The organism is Streptomyces sp. NPDC006193 (assembly GCF_040613915.1).
In the GTDB taxonomy this organism is placed as follows: Bacteria; Actinomycetota; Actinomycetes; order Streptomycetales; family Streptomycetaceae; genus Streptomyces.
Map to the genome: position 1 here is coordinate 90,945 of NZ_JBEXTB010000014.1, position 14,800 is coordinate 105,744.

At 73.1% G+C, this 14,800-nt stretch carries 12 protein-coding genes; 3 read left to right on the forward strand and 9 right to left on the reverse strand.

Annotated features, from left to right (window positions below; genetic code table 11):
* Positions 1 to 15: 15 nt before the first annotated feature.
* The 6 genes from ABZ261_RS15865 to ABZ261_RS15890 all read right to left on the reverse strand — a co-directional run bounded on the left by ABZ261_RS15865 (position 16) and on the right by ABZ261_RS15890 (position 7,701).
* Positions 16 to 1,071 (reverse strand): BMP family ABC transporter substrate-binding protein, encoded by a 1,056-nt coding sequence (locus ABZ261_RS15865; protein WP_356859425.1) that lies wholly within the window; start codon positions 1,069 to 1,071, stop codon positions 16 to 18.
* 279 nt (positions 1,072 to 1,350) lie between these two features.
* Positions 1,351 to 2,586 (reverse strand): amidohydrolase, encoded by a 1,236-nt coding sequence (locus tag ABZ261_RS15870; protein ID WP_356859427.1) that lies wholly within the window; start codon positions 2,584 to 2,586, stop codon positions 1,351 to 1,353.
* A gap of 305 nt (positions 2,587 to 2,891) precedes the next feature.
* Entirely contained in the window at positions 2,892 to 4,103 is a 1,212-nt protein-coding gene (locus ABZ261_RS15875) for a hypothetical protein (protein WP_356859429.1), read from the reverse strand.
* 36 nt (positions 4,104 to 4,139) lie between these two features.
* Positions 4,140 to 5,078, reverse strand: coding sequence for an N-acetylneuraminate synthase family protein (locus tag ABZ261_RS15880; protein ID WP_356859431.1), 939 nt, complete (start codon positions 5,076 to 5,078; stop codon positions 4,140 to 4,142).
* A gap of 11 nt (positions 5,079 to 5,089) precedes the next feature.
* Positions 5,090 to 6,322: an N-acylneuraminate cytidylyltransferase gene (locus tag ABZ261_RS15885; RefSeq protein WP_356859433.1), complete on the reverse strand. Its 1,233-nt coding sequence runs from the start codon at positions 6,320 to 6,322 to the stop codon at positions 5,090 to 5,092.
* 35 nt (positions 6,323 to 6,357) lie between these two features.
* Entirely contained in the window at positions 6,358 to 7,701 is a 1,344-nt protein-coding gene (locus ABZ261_RS15890; protein ID WP_356859435.1) for a DUF6716 putative glycosyltransferase, read from the reverse strand.
* Positions 7,702 to 7,900: 199 nt separating this feature from the next.
* Here ABZ261_RS15890 and ABZ261_RS15895 point away from each other — a divergent pair, with 199 nt between their 5' ends.
* Together ABZ261_RS15895 and ABZ261_RS15900 are read left to right on the forward strand one after the other, a co-directional pair.
* The gene (locus tag ABZ261_RS15895; protein ID WP_356859437.1) at positions 7,901 to 8,878 is read left to right on the forward strand and encodes a glycosyltransferase family 2 protein; all 978 of its coding nucleotides are present in this window, start codon (positions 7,901 to 7,903) and stop codon (positions 8,876 to 8,878) included.
* Complete coding sequence (locus ABZ261_RS15900; protein ID WP_356859439.1) at positions 8,875 to 10,209, forward strand: polysialyltransferase family glycosyltransferase; 1,335 nt, start codon at positions 8,875 to 8,877, stop codon at positions 10,207 to 10,209. The genes ABZ261_RS15895 and ABZ261_RS15900 overlap by 4 nt, the downstream gene beginning before the upstream one ends.
* A 34-nt stretch (positions 10,210 to 10,243) precedes the next feature.
* Here the strand turns inward: ABZ261_RS15900 and ABZ261_RS15905 are convergent, their stop codons facing one another.
* A complete protein-coding gene (locus ABZ261_RS15905; RefSeq protein WP_356859441.1) occupies positions 10,244 to 10,894 on the reverse strand; it encodes a TetR/AcrR family transcriptional regulator C-terminal domain-containing protein in 651 nt (216 codons plus the stop codon).
* A 79-nt stretch (positions 10,895 to 10,973) separates the two neighbouring features.
* On the opposite strand from ABZ261_RS15905, the gene ABZ261_RS15910 reads away from it, so the two are divergent.
* Positions 10,974 to 12,350 (forward strand): FAD-dependent monooxygenase, encoded by a 1,377-nt coding sequence (locus tag ABZ261_RS15910; protein ID WP_356859443.1) that lies wholly within the window; start codon positions 10,974 to 10,976, stop codon positions 12,348 to 12,350.
* Between the two features lie 91 nt (positions 12,351 to 12,441).
* On the opposite strand, the gene leuE is transcribed toward ABZ261_RS15910, so the two are convergent.
* Both leuE and ABZ261_RS15920 read right to left on the reverse strand, forming a co-directional pair.
* A complete protein-coding gene (leuE, locus tag ABZ261_RS15915; RefSeq protein ID WP_356859445.1) occupies positions 12,442 to 13,101 on the reverse strand; it encodes a leucine efflux protein LeuE in 660 nt (219 codons plus the stop codon).
* Between the two features lie 93 nt (positions 13,102 to 13,194).
* Complete coding sequence (locus ABZ261_RS15920; RefSeq protein WP_356859447.1) at positions 13,195 to 14,775, reverse strand: methylmalonyl-CoA mutase family protein; 1,581 nt, start codon at positions 14,773 to 14,775, stop codon at positions 13,195 to 13,197.
* Between the last annotated feature and the right edge of the window lie 25 nt (positions 14,776 to 14,800).

Here is a 14,800-nt window from a genome sequence, read left to right on the forward strand (position 1 = left end):
ACGGGACCCGTCAGGTCACGGGGTGGTCTTGACCTTGATCGAGCCGTCGACGATCTTCTTCTTCGCCGCGTCCAGCTTGGCCTGGATGTCGTCGATGAAGCCGCCGCTGGTGGCCAGCGAGACGCCGTTCTTGGCGAGCGAGTAGCTGTTGGTGCCGGTCAGCGGCTTGCCCTCGTGGACGGACTTCGCGAAGTCGTAGACACCGACGTCCACGTTCTTGACCATCGAGGTCAGGATCGCGTTCTTGTACTTGGCCAGACCCGGGATGTTGTACTGATCCGAGTCCACGCCGATGGCCCAGGCGCCCTTCTTGCCGCTGACGGCCTCGATCGCGCCGTTGCCGGAGGAGCCGGCCGCCGAGTAGATCACGTCGGCGCCGTTGTCCAGCATGCCCTGCGCGGCCTCCTTGCCCTTGTCGGGGCTGGCGAAGCCGGAGGTGTCCGAGCCGTGGGACAGGTACTGGGTGTCGACCTTGATCTTCGGGTCGGTGTCCTTGACGCCCTGCGCGAAGCCCGCCTCGAACTTCTTGATCAGCGGGACGTCGACACCGCCGATGAAGCCGACGTGCTTCGACTTGGTCTTCAGCGCGGCGGCGACGCCGGCCAGGTAGGAGCCCTGCTCCTCGGTGAAGGTGATGCTGTCGACGTTCTTGGCGTTTACGACCGAGTCGACGATGCCGAAGCTGGTCTTCGGGTACTTGGCCGCGACCTTGGTCATGGAGGCGGCGTAGGCGTAGCCGACACCGATGATCGGGTTGTAACCGGCCTCCGCCAGGTCCGACAGGCGCTGCTCGCGGTCGGCCTCGGTGTCGGAGGTCTTGGCGGTCAGTTCCTTGATCTCGCCGCCGAACTCCTTCTTCGCCTTGTCGGCGCCGCGCGCGGCGGAGTCGTTGAACGAGCGGTCGCCGCGGCCGCCGACGTCGAAGGCGAGACCGATTCTGACGCCCTTGCCGTCACCCGAGGAGGACGAGCCGGACTCGTTGTCGGAGGAGGTGCTGCCACAGGCAGTGGCAGTCAGTGCGAGAGCTGCGGACGCGATACACGCAGCGGAAAGCTTGGCTACCCGGCGCACGGGAAGGCTCCTTCACCTGACCTGAGCGCCTTGGAGGCGCTTGATGGGAGCACCGTGACGGCGCTCCGGCCGAGACGCCCCTTCGGCGTCGGCTTCGCGGCATCGTAACGCGCGTAGATGTCGCAAAAAACCCTCTCGGGAAGCCGTTATCGATTCGAGGCAAACACTGTCTGAACTCGAATTGTGACGCTCCTCGCGGCACGGTTGCGGACAGTGCACGATTGGCTTGTATCCGTGTTGCGCCGGAAAGGGGGACGGCCCCCAGGGGGGGCCGCCCGGTCAGCCGCGGGGACCGTCGGCGTCCAGGAAGGCCGCCGCGGTGAGCAACTCCACACCGACGGTGATCGCGTGCTCGTCGGCGTCGAAGTCGCCCTGGTGGAGGTCGCGGACGGTGCGGTCGCCCGGCCGGCGCACGCCGAGGCGTGCCATCGCGCCGGGCACCTCCTCCAGATACCAGGAGAAGTCCTCGCCGCCCAGGCTCTGCTCGGTGCTCTCGACGGACTTCATGCCCCGCCGGGCGACCATGGCCCGGCGCAGCAGTTCGGTGGACTCCCGGTCGTTGACGACCGGCGGCACCCCCCGCATGTAGGTGATCTCCGACTTGGCGCGGTGCAGGGTGGCGACCTCGTCGATGGCCGCGTGCACGATGTCGGGCGCCTCCCGCCAGGCGTCGATGTCCAGGCAGCGGATGGTCCCGGACAGCTCGGCGTGCTGCGGGATCACGTTCGGGGCGTGGCCGGACTCGATGCGGCCCCAGGTCAGCGCGAGTCCGGCGCGGGTGTCGACGCGCCGGGCGACGAGCGCGGGGACGTCCAGGGCGACGCGGGCGGCGGCGGTGACCAGGTCGGTGGTCAGATGGGGACGGGCGGTGTGCCCGCCGGGTCCGTCCAGGGTGATCTCCAGCCGGTCGCAGGCGCTGGTGATGGGGCCGTGCCGCAGACCGATCCGGCCCGCTTCGACCTTGGGGTCGCAGTGCAGGGCGAGCATCCGGCCGACCCCGTCGAGCGCGCCGTCCGCGATGGCGCCGAGGGCGCCGCCGGGCAGCACCTCCTCGGCGGGCTGGAAGAGCAGCCGCACCGGACGGGAGAGCAGCCCCTTGGCGTGCAGGTCGGCGAGGACCAGCCCGGCGCCGAGGACGACGGTGGTGTGCACGTCGTGGCCGCAGGCGTGGGCGCGGTCGGGCACGGTCGACCGGTACGGGCAGTCGGTCTTGGTGTCCGGGATGGGCAGGGCGTCGATGTCCGCGCGGAGCGCCAGGAGCGGCACGGCCGGGCGCTCGCCCTCCGTGGCCCCGATGTCGCACAGGAGTCCCGTCCCGGTGGCGAGGACGCGGGGGCGGAGCCCTGCCTGCTCCAGCCGCTCCTTGATCGCGGCGGTCGTACGGAACTCCTGGTTGCCCAGCTCGGGGTGCATGTGCAAGTCGCGACGGAAGGCGATGAGTTCGGCGCGCAGGGACTCGCTCAGCACTCCGGGGAGCGCATCCCCCGCGAGGCCGGCCTCGGACTCTAGGGACATCAATTGCTTCACCCTCTGAAGGGTAGGACGCCCGGCTGGTCGACTACCCCTCGTTCAACGAATCTTCAGCCCGTTAGGGGAAGAAAAAGTGACCGGCGGACGCATGGCGGTGGACTCTGGTGGGTAAGACCTCTGTTTTCTCCCTCCACGCATACCACGCCTGACCGCGATCACGCGCGCGATGTCCAGGAACCGGGACCGCGGCCCCTCGCTTCCGGTAGAGTCCGCCGGCCTCGCCGGGCGCGGAGGGGTCCGCCGGGCTGGCCGCGGGCGGAGGGGTCCGCCGGCCTCGCCGCGCGCGGGGGTCAGGCCGGGCGGACCGTCGCCGTGAGCCGGTGGACGTCCCGGGCCGTGCCCGTCACCCCCGACAGGAACCCCTGGGCCCGGGGCGAGGCCGTGCGGGTGAGCCAGGCCGGGTCGATGTCGCAGACCGCGACCCGGACGCCGGTGCCGGCCAGGGCCAGCGGGAGGGTGTGCACGACCGTGCTGGGGAAGCTGAGGATCGTACGGCCGATCGGGCCGCGGCGGGCGATGAGCTCCAGGGGCAGATCCGGGCGGACGATCTCCAGACCGGTCTCGGCGGCCAGGCGGTGGAGCTTCTCGGCGCTCTCCCGGCGGTGGGCGAAGTAGCGGGTGGCGCCGTGCGTCCCGGCCAGGGCGCGGACGGCCTGCAGGTAGCGGTCGCCGTCCACGACGCCGGTCTCCACCAGGGAGGTGCCGACCAGGTCCGCGCCGCCGGTGATGCGCGGCGGGCCGAAGCGGGCCCGGGTCCACGTGAAGTCGTTGGCGGTGACGGTGACGCCGTCCGGGACCTCGGTCACCGGCATCGAGGAGAAGACCTCGACCCGCCGGTGCGCGCTGGGCGTCAGCCGGCGGCGGGCGGAGGCGGACACCGGCGCGAAGAGCAGGTCGCGGGCGCCGGGGCGGCCGCCCTTGCGGTGCCAGCGCACCAGGCGTTCGCCGCGGGCCAGCTGGGCAACGAACTCCATCGTCGCGGTGCCGTCGTCCACGACCACCAGGTCGCGGGCGCGGGTGATGGTCAGCAGGAGCTGGACGTAGCGGGAGAACGGGTCGCCCATGACGATGCGGTCGGCGCGGCGCAGCGGGCCAGCCAGGCCGCCGACGGTGTGGAAGGGCGCGGTCGTGCCGCCCCGCGCCTCCTCCCAGCGCACCCGGTGTCCCTCGTCCCGGGCCAGGTCCGCCATGCGGCGCAGCTGGCCCCGGGTCATGGGGTCGGTCGGGGACAGGACGACGACGGTGAGCTCCGCGCCGGCCTGCGGCGGCCCGGCCGGCGCCGCCGCGGGCGACGGCGGCCCGGCGGGCTGCGCCGGCGGGACGGGCGGCGCCCCGGCCGGTGACCGCCGCGCCTGCGGCGGCACGGCCGGCCGGGTCCGGCCGGCGGCGCCGCGCAGGCCGCGGACGTGCGCCCACTCCAGTACGTTCAGCAGCTGTACCGGGCTCTCCACGAAGGCGAGCGTGCGGGCGGGGTGGCCGGCGTGACCGGCGCGGGGGCTCATCGGCGTTACGACCGTCCCGTCGTCAGTGACCTGGATTCACACCGCGACCGGTTCGCCCGCCGCCGCGGCGATCTCCGCGTCGGCGACGACGCCGGCGACGCGGCGCAGCTTCTTCATCGGGCCCAGCTCGGAGTCGTAGACCTTCTTGACGCCGTCGCCGAGGGAGGCCTCGATGGTGCGGATGTCGCGGACGAGGCGGGTGAGGCCCTGCGGCTCGACGGAGGCGGCCTGGTCGGAGCCCCACATGGCGCGGTCGAGGGTGATGTGGCGCTCGACGAACACGGCGCCGAGGGCGACGGCGGCCAGGGTGGTCTGCAGGCCGGTCTCGTGGCCGGAGTAGCCGATCGGGACGTTCGGGTACTCCTTCTCCAGCGTGTTGATCATGCGCAGGTTCAGCTCCTCGGCCTTGGCCGGGTAGGTGGAGGTGGCGTGGCACAGGAGGATGTTCTCGCTGCCCAGGACCTCGACCGCGTGCCGGATCTGCTTCGGCGTGGACATGCCGGTGGAGAGGATGACGGTGCGGCCGGTCGCGCGCAGGGCGCGCAGCAGTTCGTCGTCCGTGAGCGAGGCGCTGGCCACCTTGTGGGCGGGGACGTCGAACTTCTCCAGGAAGGCGACGGCCTCGGTGTCCCACGGGGAGGCGAACCAGTCGATGCCCTTGCGGCGGCAGTAGTCGTCGATGGCGCGGTACTCGTCCTCGCCGAACTCCACCCGGTGGCGGTAGTCGATGTAGGTCATCCGGCCCCAGGGGGTGTCGCGCTCGATGTCCCACTGGTCGCGCGGGGTGCAGATCTCCGGGGTGCGCTTCTGGAACTTCACGGCGTCGCAGCCGGCCTCGGCGGCCGCGTCGATCAGCTTGAAGGCGTTCTCCAGCTCACCGTTGTGGTTGATGCCGATCTCGCCGCAGATGTAGACGGGACGGCCGGGGCCGACCTCGCGCGAACCGAACGTGCGCAGACGGGAGTGGGTGCTCATCAGGGTCGTCCTTACTTGGGGAGGGATTCGAGAGAGGGGCCGAGGATCCAGCTGGCGATCTCTCGGATCGCGCCGTCACCGCCGGGAACGGTGGTGACCGCGCGTGCGGCGCCGCGCACGACGTCATGGGCGTTCGCGACCGCCACGGGCCAGCCGACGAGGGCGAAGCACGGCAGGTCGTTGACGTCGTTGCCGACGTAGAGCACGCGCTCCGGCGCGATGCCCTGCTCCTCGCACCACTGCTTCAGCGCGAGGTCTTTCCGGTCGATGCCGTGCAGCACGGGAATTCGTAGCTTCCGTGCGCGGGCGGCGACGACCGGGTTCTGTTCCGTGGACAGGATCAGCATCCGCAGGCCGCTCCGGCGGAGGGCCGCGATGCCGAGTCCGTCGCCGCGGTGCACGGCGACGAGCTCCCGTCCGTCGGAGTCGATCAGCACCCGGTCGTCGGTCTGGGTGCCGTCGAAGTCGAGGACCACGGCGTCGATGTCGTCGTGGGCGGGCAGCGCGCCGGGGCGGGCCGCGTCGAAGAGCGGGGCGAGGGCCCGGGCGCGGGCCAGGTCGTGCGGATCGTCGATCTCCAGCACCCGGGCCGGGTCGGTGCGCACCAGCTCGGTGCGGCCGAAGAAGCGGTGGCGGTGCTCGCGGAAGCCGGCGGCGTCCATCGCGTACGCGGCGCCGGTCTCCAGCAGGTCCTGGGGGCGGTCCTGGCGGCGGGGCCGGAACGACGCGTCGTGGTTGACGCCGTACGCGCCGTCGCCGCCGGCGTCCTCGCCGTCCCGCCAGAGGAAGCCGTGGAAGGGGGCCACGGTGACGGCGGTGTCCGCGCCCTTCTCGGCGACGGCCGCGGCCACCGCGTCGACGTCCTCGCGGACCAGGAACGGGCTGGTGCACTGCACCAGCAGCACCACGTCCACGGCGGCGCCGTGCAGCGCCTCGTGGGTGTCCACGGCGTGCAGGACCGCGGCCTCGGAGGTGGCGGTGTCCCCGGCTATGGCGGCCGGGCGCAGCACGACCTCGGCGCCGGCCTCCCGGGCGGCGGCGGCGATGGCCTGGTCGTCGGTGGACACCACCACGTCGGTCACCAGCCGGGCCGCCCGGCACTCGCGCACCGCGCGGGCCACCAGCGGGACGCCGCCCACGGGGGCGAGGTTCTTCGCGGGGACGCCCTTGGAGCCGCCGCGCGCGGGGATCACCGCGAGCACCCGGCGGACCGGGGCGCCGCCGCCCGCTTCCGAGTCGGTCATGGGGTCTACTCCTGGGGGGAAGCGTCGGGATGAGGTCACAGCTCGCCCATCCGCCGGATCACCGGGGCGACCCGCTGGACGCCGTGGCGGTAGGCGCCGCGCGCGGCCCGGCGCACGATCTGGCGGACGGGGCCGGGGGCCTTGTCGGCGGCGGGCGCGCCGGGCAGCGGGGCGCCGTCGGGGCCGAGGTGGTGGCGGGCGAGGATGCCGGGCAGGTAGCCGGGCGCGGTCTCGGGGGTGTAGTAGGGGGCCAGGGGCGGCAGTCCGCCGGGCCGCTGGAGCAGCTCGGCGATGCGCTCGCGGGCCGCGTCGAAGGCGGCGGCGTACGAGTCCGTCCCGGACGGGTCGCCTCCCGGCCCGCCCGCCGCGGCCACGCCCTGCCGGGCCATCCACTCCTCGTCCGGCACCGGACGGTGCCCGGCGTCGAGCTGGTCCCAGGAGGCGAGGCAGCCGGAGCCGATGAAGTGGTGGTTGCCGAGCGCTTCGCGCACCCCGAGGTCGGTGAGGACCGCGGTGGGGACACGCCGGTGCAGGGCCTCCAGCGCGGCGGTGGAGCTGACCGTGACCAGCAGGTCGGTGCGGTCCAGCACCTCGCCCATGTGGCCGTACACCAGCCGGAAGTTGGCCGGCGGCCGCATGCCCTGGACCAGCTTCTGGTACGGCAGTTCCTCGATGTGGGTGGTGTGTTCGCCGGGCCGGGAGCGCAGCTTCAGCAGCACCTCCGTGCCGGGGTGCCGGCGGGCGTGCCCGACGAGCCGCTCCAGCAGGTAGGCGCGGTCCCGGCGGTTGTCCGGCACGGACGGCTGGGCCGCGAACACCACGGTGCGGGGCTCGTGGCCGCCGGTGTAGGGCGCCCCGCCGAGGAAGGGCAGCGCGACCTCGGTGACCGCGGAGGCGTCGGCGCCCACCCCTTCGTACACGGCCCGGAACCGGTCCGCGTCGTGGCGGGAGTTGGCGAGGACGAGGTCCGCGCCGTGCCGCAGCAGCAGTCCGTCGGCGAGCTTCTCGTAGACGACGCCGACGTACCCGGTGACGACGACGGGGCGCCGCGGGGAGCCGGCCCAGGCGTTCCGCAGCCCGTGCAGCATCGCCTGCACTCCGCCGCCGACCAGGGCGAGGACGAGCACGTCGTACGGGTCCTGCGTCATCGCGCGCAGGAACTCGACGCCGGTGACCTCGCGGAGGCTGTCCGCCCGGGCGCCGACTTCCCGCAGCTGGCGGGGGGTCGGGGTGGCGCGCCCCCGCAGGAGGTAGCCGTCGAGCCGGGCCTCGGCAGCCGCGGGGGTGAGGCGCTGCGCGGTGAGCGCGCCCCATTTCCACCGGGTGTCGGAGTCCGCGAGAACGGCGATCCGCAGGGATTTCTTCGCACTTGCTGGCACGCCGATGACGCTAGGAAGCCATGGAGAGGTTCCGCCCAACCGGAATGCAACAAACGGTTAACAGCACATCGCCGGACGGCGAATCGGGCCGGGATCGCCCTGGGAAAAAGCCTGGTTCACGGCTTCGCCACGTGCCGTTCACCCGTCATCAAACGGGGCGTCAAGACGAATGACGGGCTGCCCGCTTAACGTCCCTGACGTGGTCAAGCTCTCCGTCATCGTGCCGTTCTACAACGTGCAGCAATATGCGCCCGACACACTCAGGAGCCTGAAGGCGAACGCGCGTGAGGACTTCGAATTCATTCTCGTCGACGACTGTTCCCGCGACGGGACGCCAGAGATCCTCGCGCGCGCGGAGCGCGAGCTGCCGGGCGCGGTCCTGGTCCGGCACGAGCAGAACGGAGGGCTGGCCACCGCGCGCAACACGGGCATCGACCGGGCGCGCGGCGCGTACCTGACGTTCCTGGACGGCGACGACTGGCTGGCCCCCGGCCACCTCGCGCGGCTGGTCGCGGCCATCGAGGAGCTGGGCTGCGACTTCCTGCGCACCGACCATGTGCAGTGCACCGCCCGGTCGCGCAGCGTGCACCGGGTGCCGGTGGGGCGGCGCGGCACGGTGCTGAACCCGCGGGAGGCGATCCTGCCCGCCGACCGGTCCACGTCCGTGGACTACGCGTACGCGTGGGCCGGCGTCTACCACCGCCGGCTGCTGGACAGGGGGCTGCTGCACTTCACCGACGGGCTGCGCACGGCCGAGGACCGGCCGTGGATCTGGAAGCTGCACCGGGAGGCGGAGTCCTTCGCCGTGGTGAACCTGCTCGGGGTGTTCTACCGGCGCGGGGTCGCCTCGTCCCTCACCCAGATCGGCGACGTCCGGCAGCTCGACTTCATCCGCGCCTTCGACCAGGTCGTCGCGGAGACCGCGGCCGACCGCGACGCCGCGGCGCTGCTGCCGAAGGCCGTCCGCACCTATTGCGCGATCATCTCCCATCACCTGGGATCCATCGAGAGGTTCGAGCCGGCGGTGGCGAAGAAACTGAAGTCGCTGAGCGCCGCCGCCCTGCGGCGCATGCCGCAGGACGTGCTGGACGCGGCTCTGGACTCCATGGACGTCCAGCGCGCCACCCGGCTGCGCCGGCTGCGCCGCCGTCCCGTCCCCGCGGGAGCCGCCGCGTGACCACCCAGATCTTCCAGGCGTCGACGCTGTACGGCACGGCCACGCTGGCCGCCGCCCTCGACTCCGGCTGCTTCCGCCCGGCCGACCGGCGGATCCTGCTGGTCTGCAACAACGCGGCCGCCCCCGAGACCACCCCCGCGCTGGACGGCATGCCGGGCTTCGACCGGCTGCGGGACCGGTTCGACGACGTGGTGTCGTACAACGAGGCGATCTTCCCGTTCCACCCGGGGGGCTGGTCGCCGCGGGGGGACGATCTGCCGCTGTGGGAGCGGTACCTGCGCCACGAGTGGCGGCTCGGCGCCGACGACGTGGAGCTGGCCGTCGAGTCGATCCAGGTCAACCCCTCGCTCGCGCTGGCGCAGATCTTCACCGGCGCGCCGGTCACCGTCTACGCCGACGGCCTGATGAGCTACGGCCCCACCCGCAACAAGATCGACCCGCTGGTCGGCACCCGCGTGGACCGGGTGCTGCACCTGGACCTGGTGCCGGGTCTGGAGCCGCTGCTGCTCACCGAGTTCGCGGTGCCGGGCGAGACGGTGCCGACGCCCGCCTTCACCAAGGTCCTCGCCGAACTCGCCGCCGCGGCGGACGGGTTGCCGGCGGTCGAGGAGCCGGCGCTGCTGCTCGGCCAGTACCTGTCCGCGCTGGACATCCTCACCGCCGAGCAGGAGGAGGACCTGCACGTGCGGATGCTGGAGGGCGCGGCCCGGCTCGGGCACGGCACGGTGGTGTTCAAGCCGCACCCGTCCGCCCCGGCCCGGTTCACCCGCTCCCTGGAGGGGGCGGCCGAGCGGCTCGGGGTGGAGCTGACCGTGCTGGACACGCCGGTGCTGGCGGAGGTGCTGTACCAGCGGATGCGTCCCGCGCTGGTCGTCGGCTGCTTCTCCACCGCGCTGCTCACCGCCTCCGCCCTGTACGGCCTGCCCGTCGCCCGGGTGGGCACCGAGCTGCTGCTGGAGCGGGTGACGCCGTACGAGAACAGCAACCGCGTCCCGGTCACCCTGGTGGACGCGCTGCTGCCGGACCTGTCCGACCGGGCGGCCGTCGTCGAGCAGCGCCGGGGCATGGACGTGCAGACGCTGGGCGCGCTGGTGCGCGCGGTGGGCTTCGCGATGCAGCCGAGGATCCTGCCGGGGCTGCGCGCGGAGACGGAGCGGTGGCTCGCGGCGAACCTGGACGAGCGGACCGTCAAGTACTTCAAGCGCAGGCGGCTGACCTCGCTGGCGCTGCCCGGCGGGGTGCCGGCCCAGCTGTCGTTCATCCCGCGCAACGCCACCGTCCGCCGGGTGGCGCGCACCGCGCGGAACCTGCGCCGGTCCGTGCGCCGGTGAGCGCGCGGGCCGGCGGCGGCCCGCGGACACGGGCTCAGCCGAGCCCGTAGCGCGCCGCGATGCCGGCGACGACCAGCGCCAGCCCCTCCTCGAACTGCTGGTCGTAGTCGTCGAAGAGCAGGCTCCCGGCCTCGGCGGCGAGCGGGTAGCCGGCCAGGCGCCGGGCGCGGTCCTCGATGCCGTACCCCTCCCGGCGCTCGTCCGGGAGGGGCCGCACGCCCTGTTCCTCGGTGACGAAGCCGATGGTGTAGGCGTGCGCCGTCCGGCCGGCGTGCACCGCCTGGGCGAGGGTGAGTCCGGCCTCCGTCAGCAGCCGCAGGTTCGCCTCCAGGGCGGGAGCGTGCTCCGTGCCCGTGAAGCGTGAGCCGCTGAAGACCCGGGCGCCGTCGCGGTAGCCGAGCAGCGCGGACCGCAGTCCCCGGTTCATGCCGAGCAGCCTCTCCCGCCAGGTGTCGGCGGGATCGAGGGCGACCCCGGCGGCCATCCGCCGGTACATCTCCGTGGCCATCTCGTCCAGCAGCGCCTGCTTGTCCTTGAAGTGCCAGTACAGGGCGGGCGCCTTGACGTCCAGCTCCTTGGCGATGGCGCGCAGTGTCAGTCCGTCCAGACCGACCTCGTTCAGCAGCCGCAGCGCCGTGTCGGCGACCCGTCGGCGGTCGAGGGGCGGGCGTTTCTCCGTACTCACGTCGGACAGCTTGACAGCTTAACAACGTTAAGGGCAGGCTCGTCGGCGGCAGCACTTAACGACGTTAAGGAGATAGGTCATGGATGTCCTGATCGTGGGCGCGGGCCCGACCGGACTCACCCTCGGCATCGACCTCGCCCGGCGCGGGGTGGAAGCGCTGGTGGTGGAGCGGGCGGAGGGCCTGTTCCCCGGGTCGCGCGGCAAGGGGATCCAGCCGCGCACCCAGGAGGTCTTCGACGACCTTGGCGTGCTGGACGCGATACGGGCGGCGGGCGGCCCGTACCCGCACCGGATGATCTGGAAGAACGGCGAGCGCCTCGGCGAGCAGTCGCTGTTCGAGGCGGTGGACGCGGACGAGGGCACGCCGTACACCGAACCGCTGATGATCCCGCAGTGGCGCACCCAGGAGGTGCTGTACGCGCGGCTGACACAGCTGGGCGGGAAGGTCGCCTTCGGGCGCGAGGTGACGGGCCTGACCCAGGACGCCGACGGGGTGACCGCGCGGTGCGCCGACGGCACGGCGCTCCGCGCCCGGTACGCGGTCGCGGCCGACGGCGGACGCTCGGCGGTCCGGCGCGCGCTGGGCGTCGGCATGACCGGGGAGACCGTCGACCCGGCGCCGTTCGTGGTGGCGGACCTGCGGCTGAGGGGCCTGGACCGCGACCACTGGCACGCCTTCCCCGCGGACGGCGGCGGCTTCCTCGGGCTGTGCCCGCTGGCCGGCACGGAGGACTTCCAGCTCGCGGCGCGCCTGCCGGAGGGAACGGAACCGGACCTGTCCCCCGACGGCGTCCGCGCGCTGGTCGCCCGGTACACGCACCTGGACGCCGAGGACGTGACCCAGGTGCGCTGGGCGTCCGACTTCCGGCCCCGGGCCGCCCTGGCCGACCGGTTCCGGGTGGGCCGGGTCCTGCTCGCGGGCGACGCCGCGCACGTGCACTCGCCGGCCGGCGCGCAGGGCCTGAACACCAGCGTGCAGGACGCCTACAACCTGGGCTGGAAGCTGGGCGCGGTGCTGCGCGGCGGGGCCCCGCGGACGCTCCTCGACACCTACGAGGAGGAGCGGCGGGCGAACGCCGCGGCGGTGCTGGAGCTGTCGACCGGTGTCCACCGCGGGCAGGTGCGGCGCGGCGCGGCGACGGTGCAGCTCGGGGTGGGCTACCGGGAGTCGTCGCTCAGCGTCGACACGCGCGGCGGGACCGAGGGGCTGCGGGCGGGCGACCGCGCCCCCGACGGCACGGTGGCGGGCGTGCGGCTCTTCGACGCGTTCCGCGGGCCGCACTGGACCCTGCTGGGCGCGGCGCTTCCCGGGCTGCGCTCGCTCCCCGCGGCCCCGGAGTCCTACGGCCCGGGCGTCTTCCTGGTCCGCCCGGACGGATACGTGGGCTGGGCGGGCGGCACGACCGAGGGCCTGCGGGAGTACGCGACCCGGACGGGAGCCCTCCCGGCAGCGTGAGCGCGGCGCCGCACGGGGCGCGGGCGACGGCGCGGCCGGCCCCGCCCACCCGCGCCGCGCAGCACCCCCGCCGGCCGCGTCGGGCCCAGCGTCACGCGCCGGCCAGCGACAGCTTCACCGCGAACCCGAGGAACAGCGCGCCGGCCGCCGAGGTGGCCGTCGCCGACAGCACCCTGCGGCGCCGGAACGCGGCCGCGAGACGGGTGCCGCCGAAGATCAGCGCGCTGAGGTAGAGGACGCTGGCCAGCTGGGCGAGGACGCCGAGCACGACGAAGGAGAGGGCCGGGTAGGCGTAGTCCGGGTCCACGAACTGCACGAAGAAGGCGACGAAGAAGAGGATCGCCTTGGGGTTGAACAGGCTGACGACCAGAGCGCGCCGGAACGGCCGCTCGGCGCCGGCCGCCGCGGCCGGCGCGGGCGCGGCGTCCTGCGCCGCCTCCTCCCGCCGGTCCCGCCACATCCGCCACGCCGCCCGCAGCATGCCGACCGCCAGCCAGGTCAGGTACCCGGCTCCGGCGTACTTCACGATCCCGAACAGCAGGGCGTTCGCCTGGAGCAGGGAGGCGACCCCGGCGGCGGACAGCGTCATCAGCACGGTGTCCCCGCACCACACGCCCGCGGCGGCGGTGTAGCCCGCCCGCACCCCGCGGCGGGCGGCCACGGACAGGACGTACAGGGAGTTGGGACCGGGCAGCAGGACGATCAGGATCAGGCCCGCGAGGTAGGTGGGGAGGTCGATCACACCGAACATGACAAGGAGTGTGACACGCCCCCGGTCATCCTTTCGGATGTGACGATCACCCTGACCGGAGGGTGGCCGGTCCGGCGAGGGTCCGGAAGGGGCTCAGAAGGCGTCCGCGGGCTCGTAGGTCCCCCACACCTCGCGCAGCGCCCCGCACACCTCGCCGACCGTCGCGCGCAGCCGCAGCGCCTCCTTCATCGGGTACAGGACGTTGTCCTCCCCCTGCGCCGCCTTCTTCAGGGCGTCCAGGGCGGCGTCCACCGCGCCCCGGTCCCGGCCGGCGCGCAGCCGCTGAAGCCGTTCCGCCTGCCGGGCCTCGATCGCCGGGTCCACGCGGAGCGGCTCGTACGGCTCCTCCTCGTCCAGGCGGAAGCGGTTGACGCCCACGACGACCCGCTCCCCGGAGTCGGTCTCCTGCGCGATGCGGTACGCGTTCCGCTCGATCTCGGCCTTCTGGAAGCCGCGTTCGATCGCCGCGACCGCCCCGCCGAGGTCCTCGACCCTCCGCATCAGGCCGACGGCCGCCTCCTCCACGTCGTCGGTCATCCGCTCGACCGCGTAGGAACCGGCGAACGGGTCCACCGTCGCCGGCACGTCGGTCTCGTGGGCCAGCACCTGCTGCGTGCGCAGGGCCAGCCGCGCGCTCCTGTCGGTCGGCAGCGCGATCGCCTCGTCGAAGGAGTTGGTGTGCAGCGACTGGGTGCCGCCCAGCACCGCCGCCAGCGCCTGGACCGTCACCCGGACCAGGTTCACCTCCGGCTGCTGGGCCGTCAGCTGGACCCCCGCCGTCTGGGTGTGGAAGCGCAGCATCAGCGACCTGGGGTTCTCCGCCCCGAACTCCTCCTTCATCACCCGCGCCCAGATCCGGCGTGCGGCACGGAACTTGGCGACCTCCTCCAGCAGGGTCGTCCGGGCCACGAAGAAGAACGACAGCCGGGGTGCGAAGTCGTCCACGTCCATGCCCGCCGCCACCGCGGTGCGCACGTACTCGATGCCGTCGGCGAGGGTGAACGCGATCTCCTGGACGGGGCTCGCACCCGCCTCGGCCATGTGGTAGCCGGAGATCGAGATCGTGTTCCACTTCGGCATCTCGGCGGCGCAGTACTTGAAGATGTCGGCGGTCAGCCGCAGGGAGGGCTTGGGCGGGAAGATGTACGTGCCCCGTGCGATGTACTCCTTCAGGACGTCGTTCTGGACGGTGCCGGTCAGCCGGTCCGCGGGAACGCCCTGTTCCTCCGCCACCAGCTGATAGAGGAGGAGGAGCAGGGCGGCCGGCGCGTTGATCGTCATGGACGTCGAGACCTGATCCAGCGGGATGCCGTCGAACAGCACCCGCATGTCCTCGACCGAGTCGACGGCCACGCCGACCTTGCCGACCTCGCCGTGCGCAAGGGGAGCGTCGGAGTCGTGGCCCATCTGGGTGGGCAGGTCGAAGGCGACCGAGAGCCCGGTGGTGCCGTGGGCGATCAGCCGGCGGTAGCGCGCGTTGGACTCCGCCGCCGTGCCGAAACCGGCGTACTGGCGCACGGTCCAGGGGCGGCCGGTGTACATGGTCGGGTGGATGCCGCGGGTGAACGGGTACGCGCCCGGCGCGCCCAGCTTCCCGTCCGGGTCCCAGCCGGTCAGGTCGGCCGGCCCGTACACCGGCTGGATCGGCAGGCCCGACTCCGACTCACGTGCCATGGATGCCTCCGCAGGACGACCGGTA